The organism is Providencia sp. PROV040 (assembly GCF_032706145.1).
GTDB lineage: Bacteria > Pseudomonadota > Gammaproteobacteria > Enterobacterales > Enterobacteriaceae > Providencia > Providencia hangzhouensis.
Map to the genome: position 1 here is coordinate 30,652 of NZ_CP120530.1, position 18,538 is coordinate 49,189.

Here is an 18,538-nt window from a genome sequence, read left to right on the forward strand (position 1 = left end):
ACCCTATAACTAAATCATTGTGGGAAGGCATAAATTATGTCTTAATGATTCAAGAAAATCTCCTTATCATCGTCAGTTATAATTTGTTTTAACGATTTATGAATACCACCATCATCTGTTTGCAAGATAAATACAAATAAAACCTGACAAAGTACCGATTGAGGGCAATGACGAGGCCGATATTTTGAATAGATCGACCATCCATTAGCTAAATATCTTTCATGCATTCGCTTCATTGCATCAACAACAGAGTTCGCAGCTTGCCCTTTGTTGATTTTAGTCGATTTTTTTTGGTGATATATAAAAGCATCGGTAACTGTTTTAGATATAATATAGAAAACTTGCCCTACAGATAAGTTTTCTAATAAACAGGTGATGTTTCTCGTGGTTTTTTCACCAATTTGAAAAGATGTGAAATTATATTCATTCATTTCATGGTTTAAATAAAAAAAACACTCAAATAGATTATTTTTTTTACATAGTTCAATTAGTGATTTTTTATTTTCTTGTAAGTAATATAAATCAGATAATTTCCTCTCCAGTAAATCAATAATCGATGATAAGTTATCTGTTTCTTTAATAATAACTTCCCAGCACATAAACTCATCATTAAAATAAACATAATCACCACTAACACTTAAATATTTTAAATTAGTAACTGTACTTATTGCTATCACACCAGCAGCATAAAGCTGTTCTATAATTAATAAATCAAAATTATAACTCGGTGTTAATTTCTCATGTTTAAGATTGTTAAGACTATCTAAATACATTAGGTTTTCATCCGCACAATACCGTATAAGTGAAAGTAAAAAAACACTATTTTCAAAAGAAAGATCATTAATACTTAATGCATTTTCTTTTTTACAAAATAATAAGTCATTAATGTATTCAATTTTTTCCTGCCTTTCTTTTTCATTCTCTATACGAATACAATCAATACAAACATGTTCAAGACCGTTTAAATGTGAAAAGTGGCTTCTATCTCGTAGACATTCTATTTCACCACATGAAACACATTTTAGTTTTAAACTATAGGCTTTACAGCTTTTAGCAACAATAGTTTTTATTTCCTTAGATTTTAATTGTGCTTTTTCTTCTATCTTAATCATTGAATATGAAAATCGACCATTTCCCTCAACCTGCCAATATAATTGACATAAAAATTCATATTCCTTATCAATAACATCGATAAATATATTTTCCATATGTTTATTTCCTTATTTTTTATTATGTTATATTAAAAAAAACAAAAAATAGAAATTATATTATGACAAAAAAAATAAAAAGGCTTATTATGATTAAATAATGAACATTTTATTAATCAATTGACCAATTCTAAATAAGGTTAACACTTTCCCAATCCACAATTGGAGAATGTTAGAAACTGCTCACTAAAACACAGTCAACACGATTATTCCCTTGCCTTTAAATTTCAGGTTGTTGACCAAGTTGAAAAAAGCAAACAAACCTATAAATAAGCCCAAGGCTACTACGGTATACAAGGATGCTCCGCTACTTTAAGTCAATAGATATTGATGATAACAAATGGCAAGAAGCATTCCGTGACATGTCACATCTTCTAGATTTCACCTTTCTTGTTAATTATTTGAATAACATATTTATTTATCTCACTTACAATTAAGAATAAAAAAAAGAATAATTATCATTTACTATTCTTTTATGTGATGCTAACGTTATTAAAATCATCTTTCAAATATTCTTATCTATATCCTCCCTTTAGTGAATATAGATTACAGATGCCGTTAATTGATTCATTTTCGTAGCTTAAGAGGCTGATCATGATAAGTAACCCTATAAAGAAAGTAGCTTTTAACATTAATGAAAAACACTCTAATAATAATGCAATTAGACGTTTAATTCATTGTTTATTTGCTGAGAATCTTATTGATAAAAAGCAAGTTTATTGGGATATAGACCATTGTGGGTATATTTATAAATTTAAGAAAACCCCTTATAAGATTCTTTTTAAGAACATGGAAATATATCCGGTAGATACATTCTTTAATTATGGTGGTATTTATTTAATTAACAACAACAATAAAAAAGAAATTATTCAAACAATATATTATCTTCTAGAAAAATTAGAGGGTGAATTAAATATAACCTTTAATAATAACAATATTAATAAATTAAAATCAGATATTGAAAACAGTATTAATAATGATATTAACGCTCGCAATTATCGTACCGAATGGTCAGTACTGATTAATACTCAAATGGCAAAATACAATACCAACTATCTGACTGATTGGGTTACCGGACAATATAGTATACGTGATGCGGCTTTATTTCTTGATCAATGGGGCTCATTGGAAGGCCATCCCTATTATCCTACATGGAAAAGTAGGCCAAACATGAGCTTAGAAGATGTTGCAGCTTTATCTCCTGAGTTTAATGCAACGGTAAATTTGACAGTTATGGCGCTACGCCAAGATATGGCCTATGTTGAGTCACTACCTCATGTGGAAAACATTCATGATTGGTTCCTTCAACGATTCCCTATCGTTGGCCGGCAATGGGTCAAATGGCTTAAACAACAAGGGAAAAATCCATACCAATGGCTGCCTCTTCCCGTTCATGACTGGCATTTAAATCATTGGGTAAAACAACAAGCAACATCACTGATTGACGAAGAAATTTTACTCATAGATGGCCCTCAATTAGAAACAAAACCCACAATGTCATTCAGGACAATGTTACCAACAGATGCAATTAACACCGCATTTATAAAGTTACCTATCGCCGTTTGGATGACCAGTGAAATGCGTAGCTTACAAGCTAAGTCTATCCGTATGGGACCTAGAATAAGTCAGCTAATAGATGACATTTTAAACCACGAACATTATTTTAATGGAAAAATGGAGTCTCTGCGTGAAGATGTAGGTATCCATTACCGCCATGCAGTAGAACAAGATGATTCAGCAGGACGCTTTATTTCTGTCGTATTTCGTTGCACCAACGCTTATGAAAAAAACGATCACTTACTGCCAATAACTGTGGCAACTCTATTTACTGATTTACCATATCAACCACGACCAATATTTACTGAATTGATTGAAAAGTCAGGTTTAACACCTCAACAATGGTTTAACCAATATGCGACTGTAATTCTAACACCTTGTATTTCGATGTTTTTACTTTATGGAGTTGCTCTGGAAGCCCATCAACAAAACACTCAAGTGCTCTTCACTGTTCAAGGTATTCCTGAGAAATTTTTAATACGTGATTATGGTGATGGTCGAATATTTTTACCTTTATTGAATCAGCGGGGTTATCAGCTGCAAGCTTATCGTTGGCCTGGCATCTTACCTACTGTTTTTGAAGAAGATATAGAACCCGTTAGAACATTTCTAATCAGTGCCTGTTTAGTCTGCCATTTACACGAACTTGCCGTACATCTAACTCGATTTTATCGATTGACTGATCACAAGCTTTGGTTAGAACTAAAAACAGTTGTTCATGATGTTTTTAAACAGCTCCAACCACGGGTTGATGATAATTTATGGCGACATGAATACCAAATGTTTATGAATGAACCTTGGCAAACTCGTTCGCTACTTAGTATGCATATTCAACAATATACTAATTATCGAATACAACATGGGTTAACAAATCCTTTTCTATTATTTCAAAAATAACAAATAGAAATCCATTAACTAAGAAGGCGAGTGTAATACTATTACCTTCATTTTATTAAAAATCAATTGAATGATAATTTAAATATGAAAAATAATTTAATAGAAAATAAAACTAAACACACCGATAAGAATATAAACATATTCTCTACATGGTTATATATTGTTATTGGGATATCTTGCACAATAACAGCACATGCTCAAACTAATGAGCAAAAAAAATAAAGATAGTATTCTAGTTACCACAACAAGTAATAATAATCAGCAACCTAATAACTTTTCATCTAGAATAATGCAAGCAGGGTTAATAGGTGATAAGGATATTATGGATATTCCATTTAATATCTCAAATTATAATTCGGCTTATATGCAGTCGCAACAAGCACAGCAAATTTCAGATATTTTATCTCATGATACCTCAATACAAATTAGTAGCTCGAAAGGAGGTCTTCTTGATTCCTTATATATTCGAGGATTTCCTATTACTGAAGGTAATATCAGTGAGTTTGCATTAAATGGAATTTATGGTGTATCTCCTAATTTTCAACTTTTAACGGATTATGCCGAGCGTGTTGATATTTTAAAAGGACCCGCTTCACTGCTATATGGCATGTCTCCTGAAGGTGGAGTTGGTGGAGTTATTAATGTCGTAACTAAACGTGCAAGTGCCCAGCCGATTACACAATTAACCGCTCAGTACCTTAGCGACTCACTATTAGGTGGCAGACTAGATATGGGCCGCCTATATGATCTCGACAATAACCAATACTTTGGTATTCGTGTTAACGGTAGCTACACCAATGGTGATACAGCCGTCGATCATCAAACACGCAGGCAAAGTGTTGGTGCAATTGCGTTAGATTATTCTAATGAACGCTTTCGCTCATCTTTAGATTTAATAATTCAAAACCAAAATATGAATGCTACGAACAGACCATTTTATTTAGGTCCTGATGGTGTTGTCCCTTCGGCCCCGAGTGGGAAAATCAATTTAGCCAGCCCTTGGACATGGTGGAAATCTAATGATGATTCCGCATTACTACATATGGAATATGACATATTAAGCAATACATCGCTATTTATGGATATAGGAGGAGCACTTACTCGTATAGATCGAGTTAATGAGCAAATCTATACAATCCTTAACAATCAAGGCGATATTTCAACCTATATCATGAATTTCCAAACTAAAACTCAACGTTATTCAGTTGGTACTGGGGTTAAAAGTGAATTCATGACGGGTAGAGTATCACATCAACTTGCATTGCAGTGGAATCAATATTTTGATCGCTACCGTATTGGCACTACAGCAGGAACACCTTATACAACCAATTTATTTAATCCTACTTATATCGATAAACAGATCCCTGCTTACGCTAAAATAACTAAACGTTCTGAAAATACACTATCAGGAGTTTCTTTCGTCGATACTATCGGCTTCTTGAATGATTCTTTTATGGTGACTCCAGGCCTTCGCTATCAAAATGTAAAGTCTGACAATTTTACTTTGGGTAAGCTTTCAACTCGTTATGACGAGTCCGCAATCTCCCCCCTCGTTAGTGTATTGTTTAAACCTGTAGATAATATTTCTCTATACGCTAATTATGTCGAAGGGCTAAGTAAAGGAAGCACTGCACCAGTTAATGCAAAAAATAGTGGCGAAATGATGAAACTATTTCGTTCAAAACAGTATGAGTTAGGGGTTAAATATGAACAACCATCTGCAATAACCACTTTAAGCCTATTCCAAATTAGTAAACCAAGTGGATCATTAGATCCTAACAGTTTGATTTACTCAGCAAATGATGAACAAAGAAACCGAGGAGTCGAACTAAGTATATCAGGCAAACCTTTTGAATCACTTCGTTTAACGGGTGGTGTTACCTATATTCAAGCCGAGTTGACTAAAACTGCTTCAGGGAAAAACAAAGGGCATGAACCCATCGGTGTATCTCCTTGGGTGGCTAATATTGGAGCCGAATATGATATTCCTTCAGTCTCTGGTTTAAGTATTAATGGCAATGTTAATTATCATACCCGCCAATATGTGAACAAAGAAAATACCCACTCAATTCCTTCATGGACAACCGTTGATGTCGGTTCTGCTTATAAAACAACTGTTTCCAATACCCCTGTAACATTGAGGCTAAACATCAATAATATTTTAAATGAACACTATTGGTCTGGCGTTGCTTCGTACAGCACCTTCGCTCAAGGCTCACCAAGAACTGTAATGGGATCAATTGCTGTGGACTTTTAAGAGGTGAAAATCATGGTGGATCAATCTAACTTAGTCAATATATCAACTGTTGTTCATTTATCAGCTAAAACAATAGCCCCAACAGAGCTTCCTCCTATTATGGATCCTCAGATTCATCAACTGTGTTTTTCTAATAATGAACAGCTTGTCGGATTGATTAAGCGGTATGGTTCACCATTGAACTTAGTTTTTCCTCATACGATGAAACAGAACATCCAAAAACTGAAGGCTGTTTTTCAAGAAAACAACGTGAATGGATGTATTTTATATGGTGTGAAAGTTAATCAATCAAACGTCCTGCTCAGAACAGCTATCGAAGAAAATATTGGAGTTGATGTTTCAAGCCTTCATGAATGGAGAGATGCCAACCAATATGGCATTTCACCTGAAAAAATTTGCGCTACTGGCCCTGCCAAAACAGATGATTTTCTCTGGCAACTGATATTACATAACTCACTAATTGCCGTAGACTCACTTGAAGAATTACAAGATATTCTACATTTATTAGAATTTCAATCACTTAAAGCAAGAGTACTACTGCGATATCAACCGCATTCAAGCCATTCACGATTCGGCATGAAATACCCGGCTTTTGTTAATGCACTTAAATTAGTGAAACAACATGATAAATTACAATGGCAAGGGATCCACTTCCATTTAGGTGGCTATACACTAGCCTCACGGGTACAAGTTTTTCACGAAATATTACCACTGATTGAATTATCACAACAATTAGGGCTTAACATCCAAACTATCGATATCGGAGGTGGGCTACCTATTCAATATGTCCCAACAGAACATTATCAAGCTTGGGTTAATAATCAATCCACTGAAACTTATCAAAATCACCGTATTCCAGCAGATTTTTATCCTTATGGTAGTGAACAGTCAGCAGAACAATGGCTTAGCACATTACTCACAAGCAAATGTACCGATAATGAAACAATCGCCCAATATATTAATAAGCTAAATGTCACATTAGCGATAGAACCTGGGCGTAGCCTTGTTGATCAAAGCGCCATCACTCTATTTCGAGTTGTACGTACCTGCCAGCAATCCAAACACCCTATTATATTTGTCGAAGGCAGTAGCTTCAGCGCCTGCGAAACGTGGTTTAACTCTGAATTTTTAATCGACCCTTTTCATATTGTTACCAAACAATCAAAACAGCAACCTATCCGAGCATGGATAGCAGGACATAGCTGTTTAGAAGATGATGTTATTACTCACAGACTTATTTTATTTAACAACCTTCCCCAAGCAGGTGACTTATTAGGATTCGTTAATACCGCGGGATATCAAATGGATTTACTTGAGAGTCAATTTCATCGGCACCCAATACCTTGCCGATTATATGTACAGGAAAACAATGTTGGGCAGTTTATCTTTTTCAAAGACACTAAATAGGTAAGCTTATGATCTACAACAAAACCACTGATTTGATAGGTAATACACCCATTTTACGTATTGCAGTTCCCCATAAAAAAAGTGCCTTATTTTTAAAAATAGAAAAGAACAACCCTGGTGGAAGTATGAAGGACAGAATGGCACGCAATATGGTTATTGCAGGGCTAAAATCGGGGAAAATTAAGCCTAAAAGTACCATTATAGAATCATCATCAGGCAATACTGGGATTGGCCTTGCGCTTGCTGCTATTGAATTTGATTTACATTTTATTGCCGTTGTTGATCATCACGCAGCTCCTGACAAAATAGCGATAATGAAAGCACTAGGTGCTGAAATCCGTTATGTCATTGGTGATTATCAGGAAGACGAAGTAGCGGTTGTCGAACGTCAGCGCCTTGCTAGTGAATTAGCCTCCCAACTTCCCAATGCAACGTTTATGAATCAATCAGACAATGCAGCAAACTCAGGTGGTTATGCTGCATTAGTTTGTGAACTAATAGAACAAATTGGCAGAATTGATGCATATATAGGCTGTGTTGGCACTGGCGGCTCAATGACTGGTGTTTCTCAAGGCCTAAAGTCCCATAATCCACAAACTATCACTGTTGCCGTTGAACCTGAAGGGTCCATTATTTTTGGATATCCAGGAAAACCTTATTATCAATCAGGTACAGGCACTCCTGAAGGGGACGAAGTTGGATTAGTACTGGACTACAGCTGTATTGACCATAATGCACAGGTTTCAGATATTCAAGCATTTGAAACTGCGCGATATATTGCTAGCCAATACGGTTTGTTAATAGGAGGCTCTACCGGAGGAATTGTCTATAAAGCCTTAGAGTATATTAATAACGATACTATTCACGGCAATATCGTTGTTATCGTAGCTGATGGCGGTGAAAAATATCTTAATACCGTATTTAATGAGCAGTGGCTTAGCTCTCGTAATTTGACCTCACCTGATATATCTCATCAACTTAATCATTGGCTTACTAATACTGTTTCTTTAGAGAAAGCTAGCTAAGGAGGAAGTGATGTCGGAAGAAAAACATCTTAATGTTGTGATTTGCGGAGGAGGTCAAACGGGTCACCTTGCTGTAGCTTTATTTAGTCAATATCTAAATATAAAAACATCACTACTGACCCAAAATGCAACAACGGTTGAACGCCATCAACAGCAAAACAATATTCTGTCTGTTCATTACAATAATGGTGAGATAATAAACCATTCTGTTGGATTAATAACCAATTCACCACAACTGGTGATACCTGAAGCTGACATAGTCATTCTTACTGTCCCTTCCCATCATCAAGCAAGTTGGTTACGTTTTATTTCTGCTTATCTATCTTCTTCTAAAACTGTTTTTATCGGTGCTATTCCTGGAATTAATGGTTTTGACTGGCTTGCTGAACAGTTCTTTAAAAACAATCCTAATATTGTGATTTGGGGAATGAAAGATGTTCCTCATATCGCATGGGGATTAGAACCTGGGACTAAAGTCTGTTTCGGTGGAGAAAAGTCGGCACTTTTTATTGCTTTTCATCATCGAGAAAATGAATCCAATAAAAAGCAGCTTCATAAATTGTTATCAAGGCTATATTCCGCACCTATTAGTATTCTCGATAACTATTTGGAAATTACCCTAACACCAGCAAACCCTATAATGCATAGCTCGGTAATCTACGGGCTAATCGGCCCATACGCTCAATGGCATAATGACTATTTTGAGTCACCTATCTGCTGGTGGAATGATTGTACCGAACTTAGCGCCTATTATTTACAGCGTTGTGATGAAGAACGACTCTCTATTTGCCGACACTTAATAGACAACTTAGGTATTCCTTTAGTCACAGTAAAGTCCTTAATTGATGAATTACGCGAAGTTTATCCTGAACAAATTAGTGATACAAAAACCCTTTGGTCAATACTTCGTACCAATGAGGCTTACCATGGTATCCAATTACCATTAATAAAACATAAGCAAAGTGGCTGGTCTTTTAATAAACAACATCGGGTATTTCAGGAAGATATTGTTTATGGGCTAAGTTTACTCGTTCATTTAGGTGAGCATCTCAATATTCCACTCCCTTATACGAATGAAATATACACTTGGTGCATGGGGTATCTAGGACTAGACCCTAACATTCCGCATCCTGCCTTCAGCGAGCTAAATCTAACTCAATATCAGGTAAGTTAACCGTGAATTTACTGAAAAGCCATCTGATTATTGGTTTCTTATTTGGTATCCAAATTGTTTCAATGGGAGCGATGGAAATGAGTGGGCCATTTTGGCCTATTCATTTACAACATAATAGCTCGGGTTGGCTACTGTCTTTTTCTTTGACAATGGTTTATGTCGCTCCTATGACTGGGGTCATGTTAACCAGTACATTTTGGGGGAGAATGGGTGATCGAGTGGGTAATAAAGCAATGATGATCCGTGCATTGCTTGGCTTAGCAATTACCCAAATTTTATTATCATTTTATAACGACCCTTGGCTAATTTTATTACTGAGAACTGTGCAAGGAGCTTGCGCAGGGTATATTGCTCCCGCTCAAGCTTATGGCGTTTCAGTCACCGATCCTAAAAAGCGAACACAGCTTTTTGCCTTCCTACAAGTATCTACAAATATCGGGTCTTTACTGGGGGCACTTTGTGGTGGGTTAATCTTAGATTATCTCAATTTCTTTTGGATCAATATAATTGCGGGGCTACTCTGTGGTGTTTGCGCAGTCACTGTATTTGTTTTCTTACCTTCAGATAAAAAACATCATCTAGTGATACAAGCAAAAAAAACATCTAACAACAAAAAAAAGTATCGCCCTCAACAAGTTGTGAAACACCTTATGTTATTAATGGGGCTTTTATTAATGAGCAGAATGCTCACCCTCCCCAGTTTTTCATTATACCTCAACCATTCCTACTCAATAGATTTCTGGGTTATTGGGTTAATTTATGGTCTACAAGCAATGGGGGTTATTCTATCTGCTCAGTTATGGGCTAAATGGTTTGAACACCAATCAATAACTGTTTCATTGGTTCGCTTAAAATGGATTATCTTCACCTGTGTCATTGTTGTTATCTGTCTTGCATTAACCCCTATAATTTTTTGGTTTGCCTCACTGTACTTGCTTTGGGGAGTTTTACTTGGTGCAACAACGCCAATACTCACGGCATTAATATCTTCAACTACATCCTCTGAACATCAAGGCTATGTACTTGGTCTATCACAAAGTATCAATCAATTCGCTTCTATCGGAGGAATTGCCTTAGGAAGTATATTTATTCTATTTCCTGGAATTGATTGGCTTTTTTATTATGTTTCAGCTGGTTATATCACAAGCCTAATTACAATCATTTTACTGATCAAACATTCATCCAATGAGGAATTATATGAAAGAAAAGCATAAATTATCTATCAAAATAGTATCCCTGTTATTGTTTTCTTTTACTTTGCTATTCTCTACTGCTATTTCAGCAAAGCAGATTGTTGTCACCGACATTCTAGATAGAAAGGTCAAGGTCAACGTTCCAGTGAAAAAAGTCATTTTAGGTGAAGGCCGTATGCTTTACCTAGTCGCCATGCTAGATAAAGAAAACCCTGCAAAACGTATTGTTGCAATGGGGAACGATATGCAAACCTCAGATCCTGCAACATGGCGCCAATATAGTGAGCATTTCCCTGAACTAAAAAAAATTCCAACATTTGGTGGCACAGAAAGACGTTCTTTAAACATAGAGCATGCATTAACTTTACAGCCTGATGTCATCATTATGAATATCGAAGCTAAAACCGCTATTGAAGAGCAAGGTCACGATAAAGCATTACAGAAGGCGGGGATCCCTATTATCTATGTCGATTTTCGCTTTAACCCATCAAAAAATACACCACCAACCATGCGCTTATTCGGTGCTTTATGGGGGAAAGAAAAAACAACTGAGAAATTCATTCAATTTAGAGAAAAACAGCTAAAACGAGTTAGTGATGTACTCACAAAAAATAATCCCCAAAAACCACGCATTTTTATTGAACGCATAGGTGGTTATACCGATGAGTGCTGTCTGACTTTTGGTGATGGTAACTTTGGTCGCTTTGTTTCACTTGCTGGTGGTGACAATATCGGCGCAAACAATGCCCCTAACACCTTCTATATGATGAATCCTGAACAAGTGCTTGCCGCTAACCCTGATAAAGTGATTATTACCAGCGCCAACTTTTCAAAATTCATGCCTGAAGGAGATTGGATAGGCTTAGGTCCAAATGAAAACCTCAATGCGGCTAAAATAAAACTAGAAAAATACTTAAAAAAACCCGCCTATACTGGCAGTAATGCCGTTAAGAACCAACAATTTTATGCTATTTGGCATCAATTCTATAACAGCCCTTATGATTTTATTGCTATACAGCAGCTCGCACATTGGATCCACCCAGAACTATTCGCTGATTTAAATGCAGATAAAACATTTAAAACATTCTATGAAAAATTTTTATCTATTCCTTATGAACCTGGATACTTTGTAAGCTTAGATAATAAGTAATTTTTTGATAAAGGTGATGTTATGACTAACGATACCTACCATATTGAATTGAAACCAATACAATTTTTTTGCTCATCAGAAGAAACAGATGAACAGCATGTTGATTATCTTAGCCACAAAATTGCCTGTGATGGGACTTGGACAACACCAATTACATGTGAAATTCACACTGGTATTATTATGGATGGTAACCACCGCTATCAAGTGGCTAAGCAACTAAAACTATCGCTGTTACCTTGTATATTACTGAGTTATCAAGATAATCGAGTCAAAGTCAACTATCAAAACTCAGACCAACCTTATGATGTGAAAAATATTTTTGAAGTTATTTTATATCAAAATAAGCTATTGCCTTATAAAACTACAAAACATCATTTTTCGCCATTATTACCAACAATTAATTTTAAATTAAGCCTATTAAAAGGCCTGTAAATATAAATAAAAATCCGATTATGCCATTAACAACATAATCGGATTTATTGTGGGCGGACAAAATAGTTGGGAACTGGGAGGGGTGGAAATGGAGTTTTTAAGGATTATTTAGGGAAGAGTGACAAAATAGATGGGAACTGGGTGTAGCGTCGTAAGCTAATACGAAAATTAAAAATGACAAAATAGTTTGGAACTAGATTTCACTTATCTGGTTAACTAATCTAGCTAACCTGCCGCTCAGCTTAGTACGATCCTATATCCAACTGATCATAATCCTTTCATCAGTATCCCAAATTAAATCCCCCTCCTAGACTGCCTCACCAACACTTTACAGTGATCCCGTATTTCCGGACAGGTGATTGATTTTTTTCGCTTGTACAGGTGTTAAGCCACAGTTATCTTGATGTGGACATTATGCATTGTAATAGCCCATTAACATGCGCTAAGAGCATAAATTAATATACAGTAACAAGCATTACGAGGTGCTAATGTTTGGAAAGCAGCCTCTTCCAACTACAATAATAAGTTAACTATCCTCCACCCACAAATAATTACAAATGACCCCTTTCCGCTATAACTCCGATCTCACCAGCGGCTCGCTACAAACCCGAGAGTGTCGCATTATTACTGGCTTGTTACTCCAAGAGCTTGATGAAGCTGCCTGGGATAAAGCCATGTATAAGGAAAATGTGCTTCAGAAACGCACGCAATCTACGGTAAGACGTATTTCTTCAGCGCTTAGAAAACGCCTAGAACACCTAAGCTCTGACTTTTGGGCTTTTGCGTTTTTATGTTAGGCATTGTCTGGCAACTGGAGGAAGTGTAATGACCATGAATGGTCACTGTGATTGACAGTATCTTGCTTAAACTTATCTGAACAATGGTAGAACTGGCTCATATTTATCCCCTCTATGATTGTTTATCTTTTTCACCATAAAAAGTATCAGGGGCTACTCAGGGCTACATAAAGATATTTATCTACTTTTACTGATTGATAAGTAGCATCAGTCCATCCGCAGGACTGGTGGTGCCGGCAAAATGCTGACCCAACACATGCGTATAGATTTGCGTGGTCTTAACATCGTTATGCCCTAAGAGTTCTTGCACAGTGCGAATATCACGCCCCGCTTGTAATAGATGCGTAGCAAACGAGTGACGAAATGTATGACAAGTGACACGCTTGCTAACGATGCCTGCTTTTTGTACGGCTGCCTTCAATGCCTTTCGCGCAACGGAGTCATGCAGATGATGGCGGCATAATTTGCCGTTATACGGGTGGTTGCAGAGCGTGCTGGAGGGAAAGACAAACATCCACGCCGCTTGTCGATAAGCAGAAGGGTATTTGTGATCTAAAGCAAAAGGCAGCGATGGCCCTACGCCTTGTAAGTTGTCGTCTTGCTGAATAAGCCGCGCTTGCTCAATGAGTTATTTTATTGCTGGGATTAGGCGCGTGGGCAGTAGGCTGTTTCTGCTTTTCCCACCCTTACCGTCATGCACAGTGATGCAGCCATTATCAAAATCAAAATCTTTAACCCGCAAACGCAAGCATTCATTAATGCGCAAACCTGCACCATACAGCAGCGTAAAAATAACTTGGTTGCGAGTATCCATAACCTGCAAAATGCGTTGCACTTCATTTGCAGAGATAACAGAGGGTAGCCGTCTAGGCTTGCTTGCAGGGATATAATCAATATCGCCCAACGGCTGTTGTAAAAACCTGTTGTACAAAAAAGCTAGGGCATTTAAAGCGATTTTCTGCGTGTTTATGGCTACATGTCTGCTGTTTGCTAAGCTGGATAAAAACAGCCTGACCTCTTCACTGCCCATGGTCTGAGGATGACGTTTTTTGTGAAACAGAATAAAACGCTTAATCCAGTGCAGGTAAGTTTTTTCAGTTTTCAGCGCATAACCTTTTTGTCGCATATCCGTGCGTATAGAATTTAAAAATGGACTGTTAGACATAAAACGCTCCTTGTCTTGCAACTGTCTGCCTATACAGCCTATTCTAGCTGGGATTTAAAAAAGTGCCTGTTTTTTACGCCTAGAGATGCTTGTTTACCGGTAGAGTTTTAATTTAATGCTAAATAAATTAAAATGTTATGAGTTCTTTGGGTGAGATAATGTGCATCGTGCAAGCAGGATAGACGGCATGCACGATTTGTAATAACAGAGTGTCTTGTATTTTTAAAGAAAGTCTATTTAATACAAGTGATTATATTAATTAACGGTAAGCATCAGCGGGTGACAAAACGAGCATGCTTACTAATAAAATGTTAACCTCTGAGGAAGAATTGTGAAACTATCACTAATGGTAGCTATATCGAAGAATGGAGTTATCGGGAATGGCCCTGATATTCCATGGAGTGCCAAAGGTGAACAGCTCCTGTTTAAAGCTATTACCTATAACCAATGGCTGTTGGTTGGACGCAAGACTTTTGAATCAATGGGAGCATTACCCAACCGAAAGTATGCGGTCGTAACACGTTCAAGTTTTACATCTGACAATGAGAACGTATTGATCTTTCCATCAATTAAAGATGCTTTAACCAACCTAAAGAAAATAACGGATCATGTCATTGTTTCAGGTGGTGGGGAGATATACAAAAGCCTGATCGATCAAGTAGATACACTACATATATCTACAATAGACATCGAGCCGGAAGGTGATGTTTACTTTCCTGAAATCCCCAGCAATTTTAGGCCAGTTTTTACCCAAGACTTCGCCTCTAACATAAATTATAGTTACCAAATCTGGCAAAAGGGTTAACAAGTGGCAGCAACGGATTCGCAAACCTGTCACGCCTTTTGTACCAAAAGCCGCGCCAGGTTTGCGATCCGCTGTGCCAGGCGTTAGGCGTCATATGAAGATTTCGGTGATCCCTGAGCAGGTGGCGGAAACATTGGATGCTGAGAACCATTTCATTGTTCGTGAAGTGTTCGATGTGCACCTATCCGACCAAGGCTTTGAACTATCTACCAGAAGTGTGAGCCCCTACCGGAAGGATTACATCTCGGATGATGACTCTGATGAAGACTCTGCTTGCTATGGCGCATTCATCGACCAAGAGCTTGTCGGGAAGATTGAACTCAACTCAACATGGAACGATCTAGCCTCTATCGAACACATTGTTGTGTCGCACACGCACCGAGGCAAAGGAGTCGCGCACAGTCTCATCGAATTTGCGAAAAAGTGGGCACTAAGCAGACAGCTCCTTGGCATACGATTAGAGACACAAACGAACAATGTACCTGCCTGCAATTTGTACGCAAAATGTGGCTTTACTCTCGGCGGCATTGACCTGTTCACGTATAAAACTAGACCTCAAGTCTCGAACGAAACAGCGATGTACTGGTACTGGTTCTCGGGAGCACAGGATGACGCCTAACAATTCATTCAAGCCGACACCGCTTCGCGGCGCGGCTTAATTCAGGAGTTAAACATCATGAGGGAAGCGGTGATCGCCGAAGTATCGACTCAACTATCAGAGGTAGTTGGCGTCATCGAGCGCCATCTCGAACCGACGTTGCTGGCCGTACATTTGTACGGCTCCGCAGTGGATGGCGGCCTGAAGCCACACAGTGATATTGATTTGCTGGTTACGGTGACCGTAAGGCTTGATGAAACAACGCGGCGAGCTTTGATCAACGACCTTTTGGAAACTTCGGCTTCCCCTGGAGAGAGCGAGATTCTCCGCGCTGTAGAAGTCACCATTGTTGTGCACGACGACATCATTCCGTGGCGTTATCCAGCTAAGCGCGAACTGCAATTTGGAGAATGGCAGCGCAATGACATTCTTGCAGGTATCTTCGAGCCAGCCACGATCGACATTGATCTGGCTATCTTGCTGACAAAAGCAAGAGAACATAGCGTTGCCTTGGTAGGTCCAGCGGCGGAGGAACTCTTTGATCCGGTTCCTGAACAGGATCTATTTGAGGCGCTAAATGAAACCTTAACGCTATGGAACTCGCCGCCCGACTGGGCTGGCGATGAGCGAAATGTAGTGCTTACGTTGTCCCGCATTTGGTACAGCGCAGTAACCGGCAAAATCGCGCCGAAGGATGTCGCTGCCGACTGGGCAATGGAGCGCCTGCCGGCCCAGTATCAGCCCGTCATACTTGAAGCTAGGCAGGCTTATCTTGGACAAGAAGATCGCTTGGCCTCGCGCGCAGATCAGTTGGAAGAATTTGTTCACTACGTGAAAGGCGAGATCACCAAGGTAGTCGGCAAATAATGTCTAACAATTCGTTCAAGCCGACGCCGCTTCGCGGCGCGGCTTAACTCAAGCGTTAGAGAGCTGGGGAAGACTATGCGCGATCTGTTGAAGGTGGTTCTAAGCCTCGTACTTGCGATGGCATCGGGGCAGGCACTTGCTGACCTGCCAATTGTTTTAGTGGATGAAGCTCGTCTTCCCTATGACTACTCCCCATCCAACTACGACATTTCTCCAAGCAACTACGACAACTCCATAAGCAATTACGACAATAGTCCATCAAATTACGACAACTCTGAGAGCAACTACGATAATAGTTCATCCAATTACGACAATAGTCGCAACGGAAATCGTAGGCTTATATATAGCGCAAATGGGTCTCGCACTTTCGCCGGCTACTACGTCATTGCCAACAATGGGACAACGAACTTCTTTTCCACATCTGGCAAAAGGATGTTCTACACCCCAAAAGGGGGGCGCGGCGTCTATGGCGGCAAAGATGGGAGCTTCTGCGGGGCATTGGTCGTCATAAATGGCCAATTTTCGCTTGCCCTGACAGATAACGGCCTGAAGATCATGTATCTAAGCAACTAGCCTGCTCTCTAATAAAATGTTAGGCCTCAACATCTAGTCGCAAGCTGAGGGGAACCACTAGTGTCATACGAACCTCCAAGAGACGGTTACACAAACGGGTACATTGTTGATGTCATGTATGACAATCGCCCAAGTAAGTATCCAGCTGTGTTCAGAACGTACGTCCGAATTCCAGACTATGTCGAACTAGATAACGCGGAGGAGCTGGCCGACGCAATCATTCGAGAGGTTGAGTTAAAGGAGGCATGGCTCACAAGGGTCTTGGGGAACTCAGCCGATCCTGACGCTTCTGTGGGCAAGTGGGACCGGCGCCTAGCGCAGTGCGGTGGTATTGATGAGATGTCAAGTGGGGTGCAGGCAACATACTTCAGTCCAAACGGTCAGCTGGTCGGCTTAGTGGCATACATTGATGCCGAATGGATGGATGAATAGCTCTGACGTTACGATTCAGGTGAGACAACCAGATGGGCATTGCGTACAAGCTCAGTTGCCACCGATGTGGCTACGAGTCTGATCTTCTTTACCTAGGCCAAGGTATGGCGATGCTTCCTGAGCAAATAGTCGGAACGTGCACATGCTGCGACAATCTAACGACGATTTCTATAAATGAAAGCTACGGAGTATGCTCACTTTGTGGGGCTAAGGATCGTGTGATATTTACAAGCTATCAGCATGAGGCAAGGCCAAGAAATCCCTGCTATCTAGAGAGAAGTTTCAAATATCAATGCCCAAGATGCCATGCCTTCAGTATGGAGCCTCCGGATCTACCGGAGATGCTTTGGGACTAATGCTCCGCTTTGCCTCGGGTATCCGTTCGACCTATGTTTAAGAGGAAACGCACGTGTCTGCCGCCAAAGCTCTTGCCTATGCACTTTGTGACAAGTTGGAAAGCAAAAAAGTTGATGAAGTCGTACGAAATCTTGTTTCTAGCGGCTGGAATATTAGGGAAGTGGCCTGGGAAGCTTCGTCCTTTGATCATGAAATGCCCTACTTTGACACGGGGCGGGACTTCGATATTGGATTTCCTGACACGCTGTCATCCAAGATTGAGTTTTTGACCGCGAATGGATCAATCGTCCAAGCACGTGCTCGCCTGCACTTCAAGCAGGCTCTAATTTTTGCCAAGGCGTCCAAACATGTCGCCGCGCTCAAGAACTCATTGGATTACTACTATGGATCGTCTGTAATCCCCCCTCAAAACCACGGAGGCTATTTGTAGAAAATTCCATTAATATGAACTCAAGGTGTTCCCTACGGACGAATCAGCGATGAAGGTGGTGTACCTGGCTATCCAGGCGGCGACCAAGAAATGGACGATGCCGATCCGCAACTGGAAGCCGGCCATGAACCGTTTTATGATCGAATTTGGTGACCGTTTAAATGGCCACCTTTAACTGACCGGCAAAAGCACTTACACAAAAGGGTTTACAGGC

At 39.1% G+C, this 18,538-nt stretch carries 15 protein-coding genes and 3 pseudogenes; 16 read left to right on the top strand and 2 right to left on the bottom strand.

What is annotated here, in order from left to right; genetic code table 11:
* Positions 1-41: 41 nt before the first annotated feature.
* Positions 42-1,208 carry a hypothetical protein gene (locus P3L40_RS00110; protein ID WP_136134562.1) on the bottom strand — a complete coding sequence of 389 codons (1,167 nt, stop codon included), beginning with the start codon at positions 1,206-1,208 and terminating at the stop codon, positions 42-44.
* Between the two features lie 594 nt (positions 1,209-1,802).
* Here P3L40_RS00110 and P3L40_RS00115 point away from each other — a divergent pair.
* From P3L40_RS00115 to P3L40_RS00155, 9 genes are all read left to right on the top strand, one after another.
* Positions 1,803-3,662, top strand: coding sequence for an IucA/IucC family protein (locus P3L40_RS00115; RefSeq protein WP_168697655.1), 1,860 nt, complete (start codon positions 1,803-1,805; stop codon positions 3,660-3,662).
* Positions 3,663-3,867: 205 nt separating this feature from the next.
* Positions 3,868-5,919, top strand: coding sequence for a TonB-dependent receptor (locus P3L40_RS00120; RefSeq protein ID WP_247605810.1), 2,052 nt, complete (start codon positions 3,868-3,870; stop codon positions 5,917-5,919).
* 12 nt (positions 5,920-5,931) lie between these two features.
* Positions 5,932-7,326 carry a Y4yA family PLP-dependent enzyme gene (locus tag P3L40_RS00125; RefSeq protein WP_136134560.1) on the top strand — a complete coding sequence of 465 codons (1,395 nt, stop codon included), beginning with the start codon at positions 5,932-5,934 and terminating at the stop codon, positions 7,324-7,326.
* An 8-nt stretch (positions 7,327-7,334) separates the two neighbouring features.
* The gene (locus P3L40_RS00130; protein WP_136134559.1) at positions 7,335-8,351 is read left to right on the top strand and encodes a PLP-dependent cysteine synthase family protein; all 1,017 of its coding nucleotides are present in this window, start codon (positions 7,335-7,337) and stop codon (positions 8,349-8,351) included.
* A 10-nt stretch (positions 8,352-8,361) separates the two neighbouring features.
* Complete coding sequence (locus tag P3L40_RS00135; protein WP_136134558.1) at positions 8,362-9,525, top strand: NAD/NADP octopine/nopaline dehydrogenase family protein; 1,164 nt, start codon at positions 8,362-8,364, stop codon at positions 9,523-9,525.
* Between the two features lie 2 nt (positions 9,526-9,527).
* Positions 9,528-10,739 carry an MFS transporter gene (locus P3L40_RS00140; RefSeq protein ID WP_136134557.1) on the top strand — a complete coding sequence of 404 codons (1,212 nt, stop codon included), beginning with the start codon at positions 9,528-9,530 and terminating at the stop codon, positions 10,737-10,739.
* Positions 10,723-11,868: an ABC transporter substrate-binding protein gene (locus P3L40_RS00145; RefSeq protein WP_136134556.1), complete on the top strand. Its 1,146-nt coding sequence runs from the start codon at positions 10,723-10,725 to the stop codon at positions 11,866-11,868. The genes P3L40_RS00140 and P3L40_RS00145 overlap by 17 nt, the downstream gene beginning before the upstream one ends.
* 21 nt (positions 11,869-11,889) lie before the next feature.
* On the top strand, positions 11,890-12,300 hold the full coding sequence (locus P3L40_RS00150) for a ParB N-terminal domain-containing protein (protein WP_112308044.1): 411 nt from the start codon (positions 11,890-11,892) through the stop codon (positions 12,298-12,300).
* A 557-nt stretch (positions 12,301-12,857) separates the two neighbouring features.
* Positions 12,858-13,097, top strand: a complete 240-nt coding sequence (locus tag P3L40_RS00155) for a BrxA family protein (protein WP_001353740.1) — start codon at positions 12,858-12,860, stop codon at positions 13,095-13,097.
* Positions 13,098-13,284: 187 nt separating this feature from the next.
* Here the strand turns inward: P3L40_RS00155 and intI2 are convergent.
* Positions 13,285-14,262, bottom strand: a pseudogene (gene intI2 / locus P3L40_RS00160) (class 2 integron integrase IntI2).
* Between the two features lie 331 nt (positions 14,263-14,593).
* Here intI2 and dfrA1 point away from each other — a divergent pair.
* The 7 genes and pseudogenes from dfrA1 to P3L40_RS00195 form a co-directional block, all read left to right on the top strand.
* Positions 14,594-15,067, top strand: coding sequence for a trimethoprim-resistant dihydrofolate reductase DfrA1 (gene dfrA1, locus P3L40_RS00165; protein WP_000777554.1), 474 nt, complete (start codon positions 14,594-14,596; stop codon positions 15,065-15,067).
* 94 nt (positions 15,068-15,161) lie between these two features.
* The gene (gene sat2 / locus P3L40_RS00170; protein ID WP_000704156.1) at positions 15,162-15,686 is read left to right on the top strand and encodes a streptothricin N-acetyltransferase Sat2; all 525 of its coding nucleotides are present in this window, start codon (positions 15,162-15,164) and stop codon (positions 15,684-15,686) included.
* Positions 15,687-15,743: 57 nt separating this feature from the next.
* Positions 15,744-16,579, top strand: a pseudogene (gene aadA1 / locus P3L40_RS00175) (ANT(3'')-Ia family aminoglycoside nucleotidyltransferase AadA1).
* A gap of 28 nt (positions 16,580-16,607) precedes the next feature.
* The gene (locus tag P3L40_RS00180; RefSeq protein WP_001444089.1) at positions 16,608-17,105 is read left to right on the top strand and encodes a hypothetical protein; all 498 of its coding nucleotides are present in this window, start codon (positions 16,608-16,610) and stop codon (positions 17,103-17,105) included.
* A gap of 60 nt (positions 17,106-17,165) precedes the next feature.
* Positions 17,166-17,537, top strand: a complete 372-nt coding sequence (locus P3L40_RS00185; RefSeq protein ID WP_000119696.1) for a hypothetical protein — start codon at positions 17,166-17,168, stop codon at positions 17,535-17,537.
* Between the two features lie 409 nt (positions 17,538-17,946).
* Complete coding sequence (locus tag P3L40_RS00190; RefSeq protein ID WP_001271300.1) at positions 17,947-18,324, top strand: hypothetical protein; 378 nt, start codon at positions 17,947-17,949, stop codon at positions 18,322-18,324.
* A 22-nt stretch (positions 18,325-18,346) separates the two neighbouring features.
* Positions 18,347-18,499, top strand: a pseudogene (locus P3L40_RS00195) (IS256 family transposase); the annotation flags it as partial.
* Positions 18,500-18,538: the final 39 nt, after the last annotated feature.

Coding starts and splice junctions, on each gene's coding strand:
- P3L40_RS00120 (WP_247605810.1), top strand. CDS start 3,868: ATGAGCAAAAAAAATAAAGATAGTATTCTAGTTACCACAACAAGTAAT.
- P3L40_RS00110 (WP_136134562.1), bottom strand. CDS start 1,208: ATGGAAAATATATTTATCGATGTTATTGATAAGGAATATGAATTTTTA.
- sat2 (WP_000704156.1), top strand. CDS start 15,162: ATGAAGATTTCGGTGATCCCTGAGCAGGTGGCGGAAACATTGGATGCT.
- P3L40_RS00135 (WP_136134558.1), top strand. CDS start 8,362: ATGTCGGAAGAAAAACATCTTAATGTTGTGATTTGCGGAGGAGGTCAA.
- P3L40_RS00145 (WP_136134556.1), top strand. CDS start 10,723: ATGAAAGAAAAGCATAAATTATCTATCAAAATAGTATCCCTGTTATTG.
- P3L40_RS00125 (WP_136134560.1), top strand. CDS start 5,932: ATGGTGGATCAATCTAACTTAGTCAATATATCAACTGTTGTTCATTTA.
- P3L40_RS00180 (WP_001444089.1), top strand. CDS start 16,608: ATGCGCGATCTGTTGAAGGTGGTTCTAAGCCTCGTACTTGCGATGGCA.
- P3L40_RS00150 (WP_112308044.1), top strand. CDS start 11,890: ATGACTAACGATACCTACCATATTGAATTGAAACCAATACAATTTTTT.
- P3L40_RS00130 (WP_136134559.1), top strand. CDS start 7,335: ATGATCTACAACAAAACCACTGATTTGATAGGTAATACACCCATTTTA.
- P3L40_RS00155 (WP_001353740.1), top strand. CDS start 12,858: ATGACCCCTTTCCGCTATAACTCCGATCTCACCAGCGGCTCGCTACAA.
- P3L40_RS00115 (WP_168697655.1), top strand. CDS start 1,803: ATGATAAGTAACCCTATAAAGAAAGTAGCTTTTAACATTAATGAAAAA.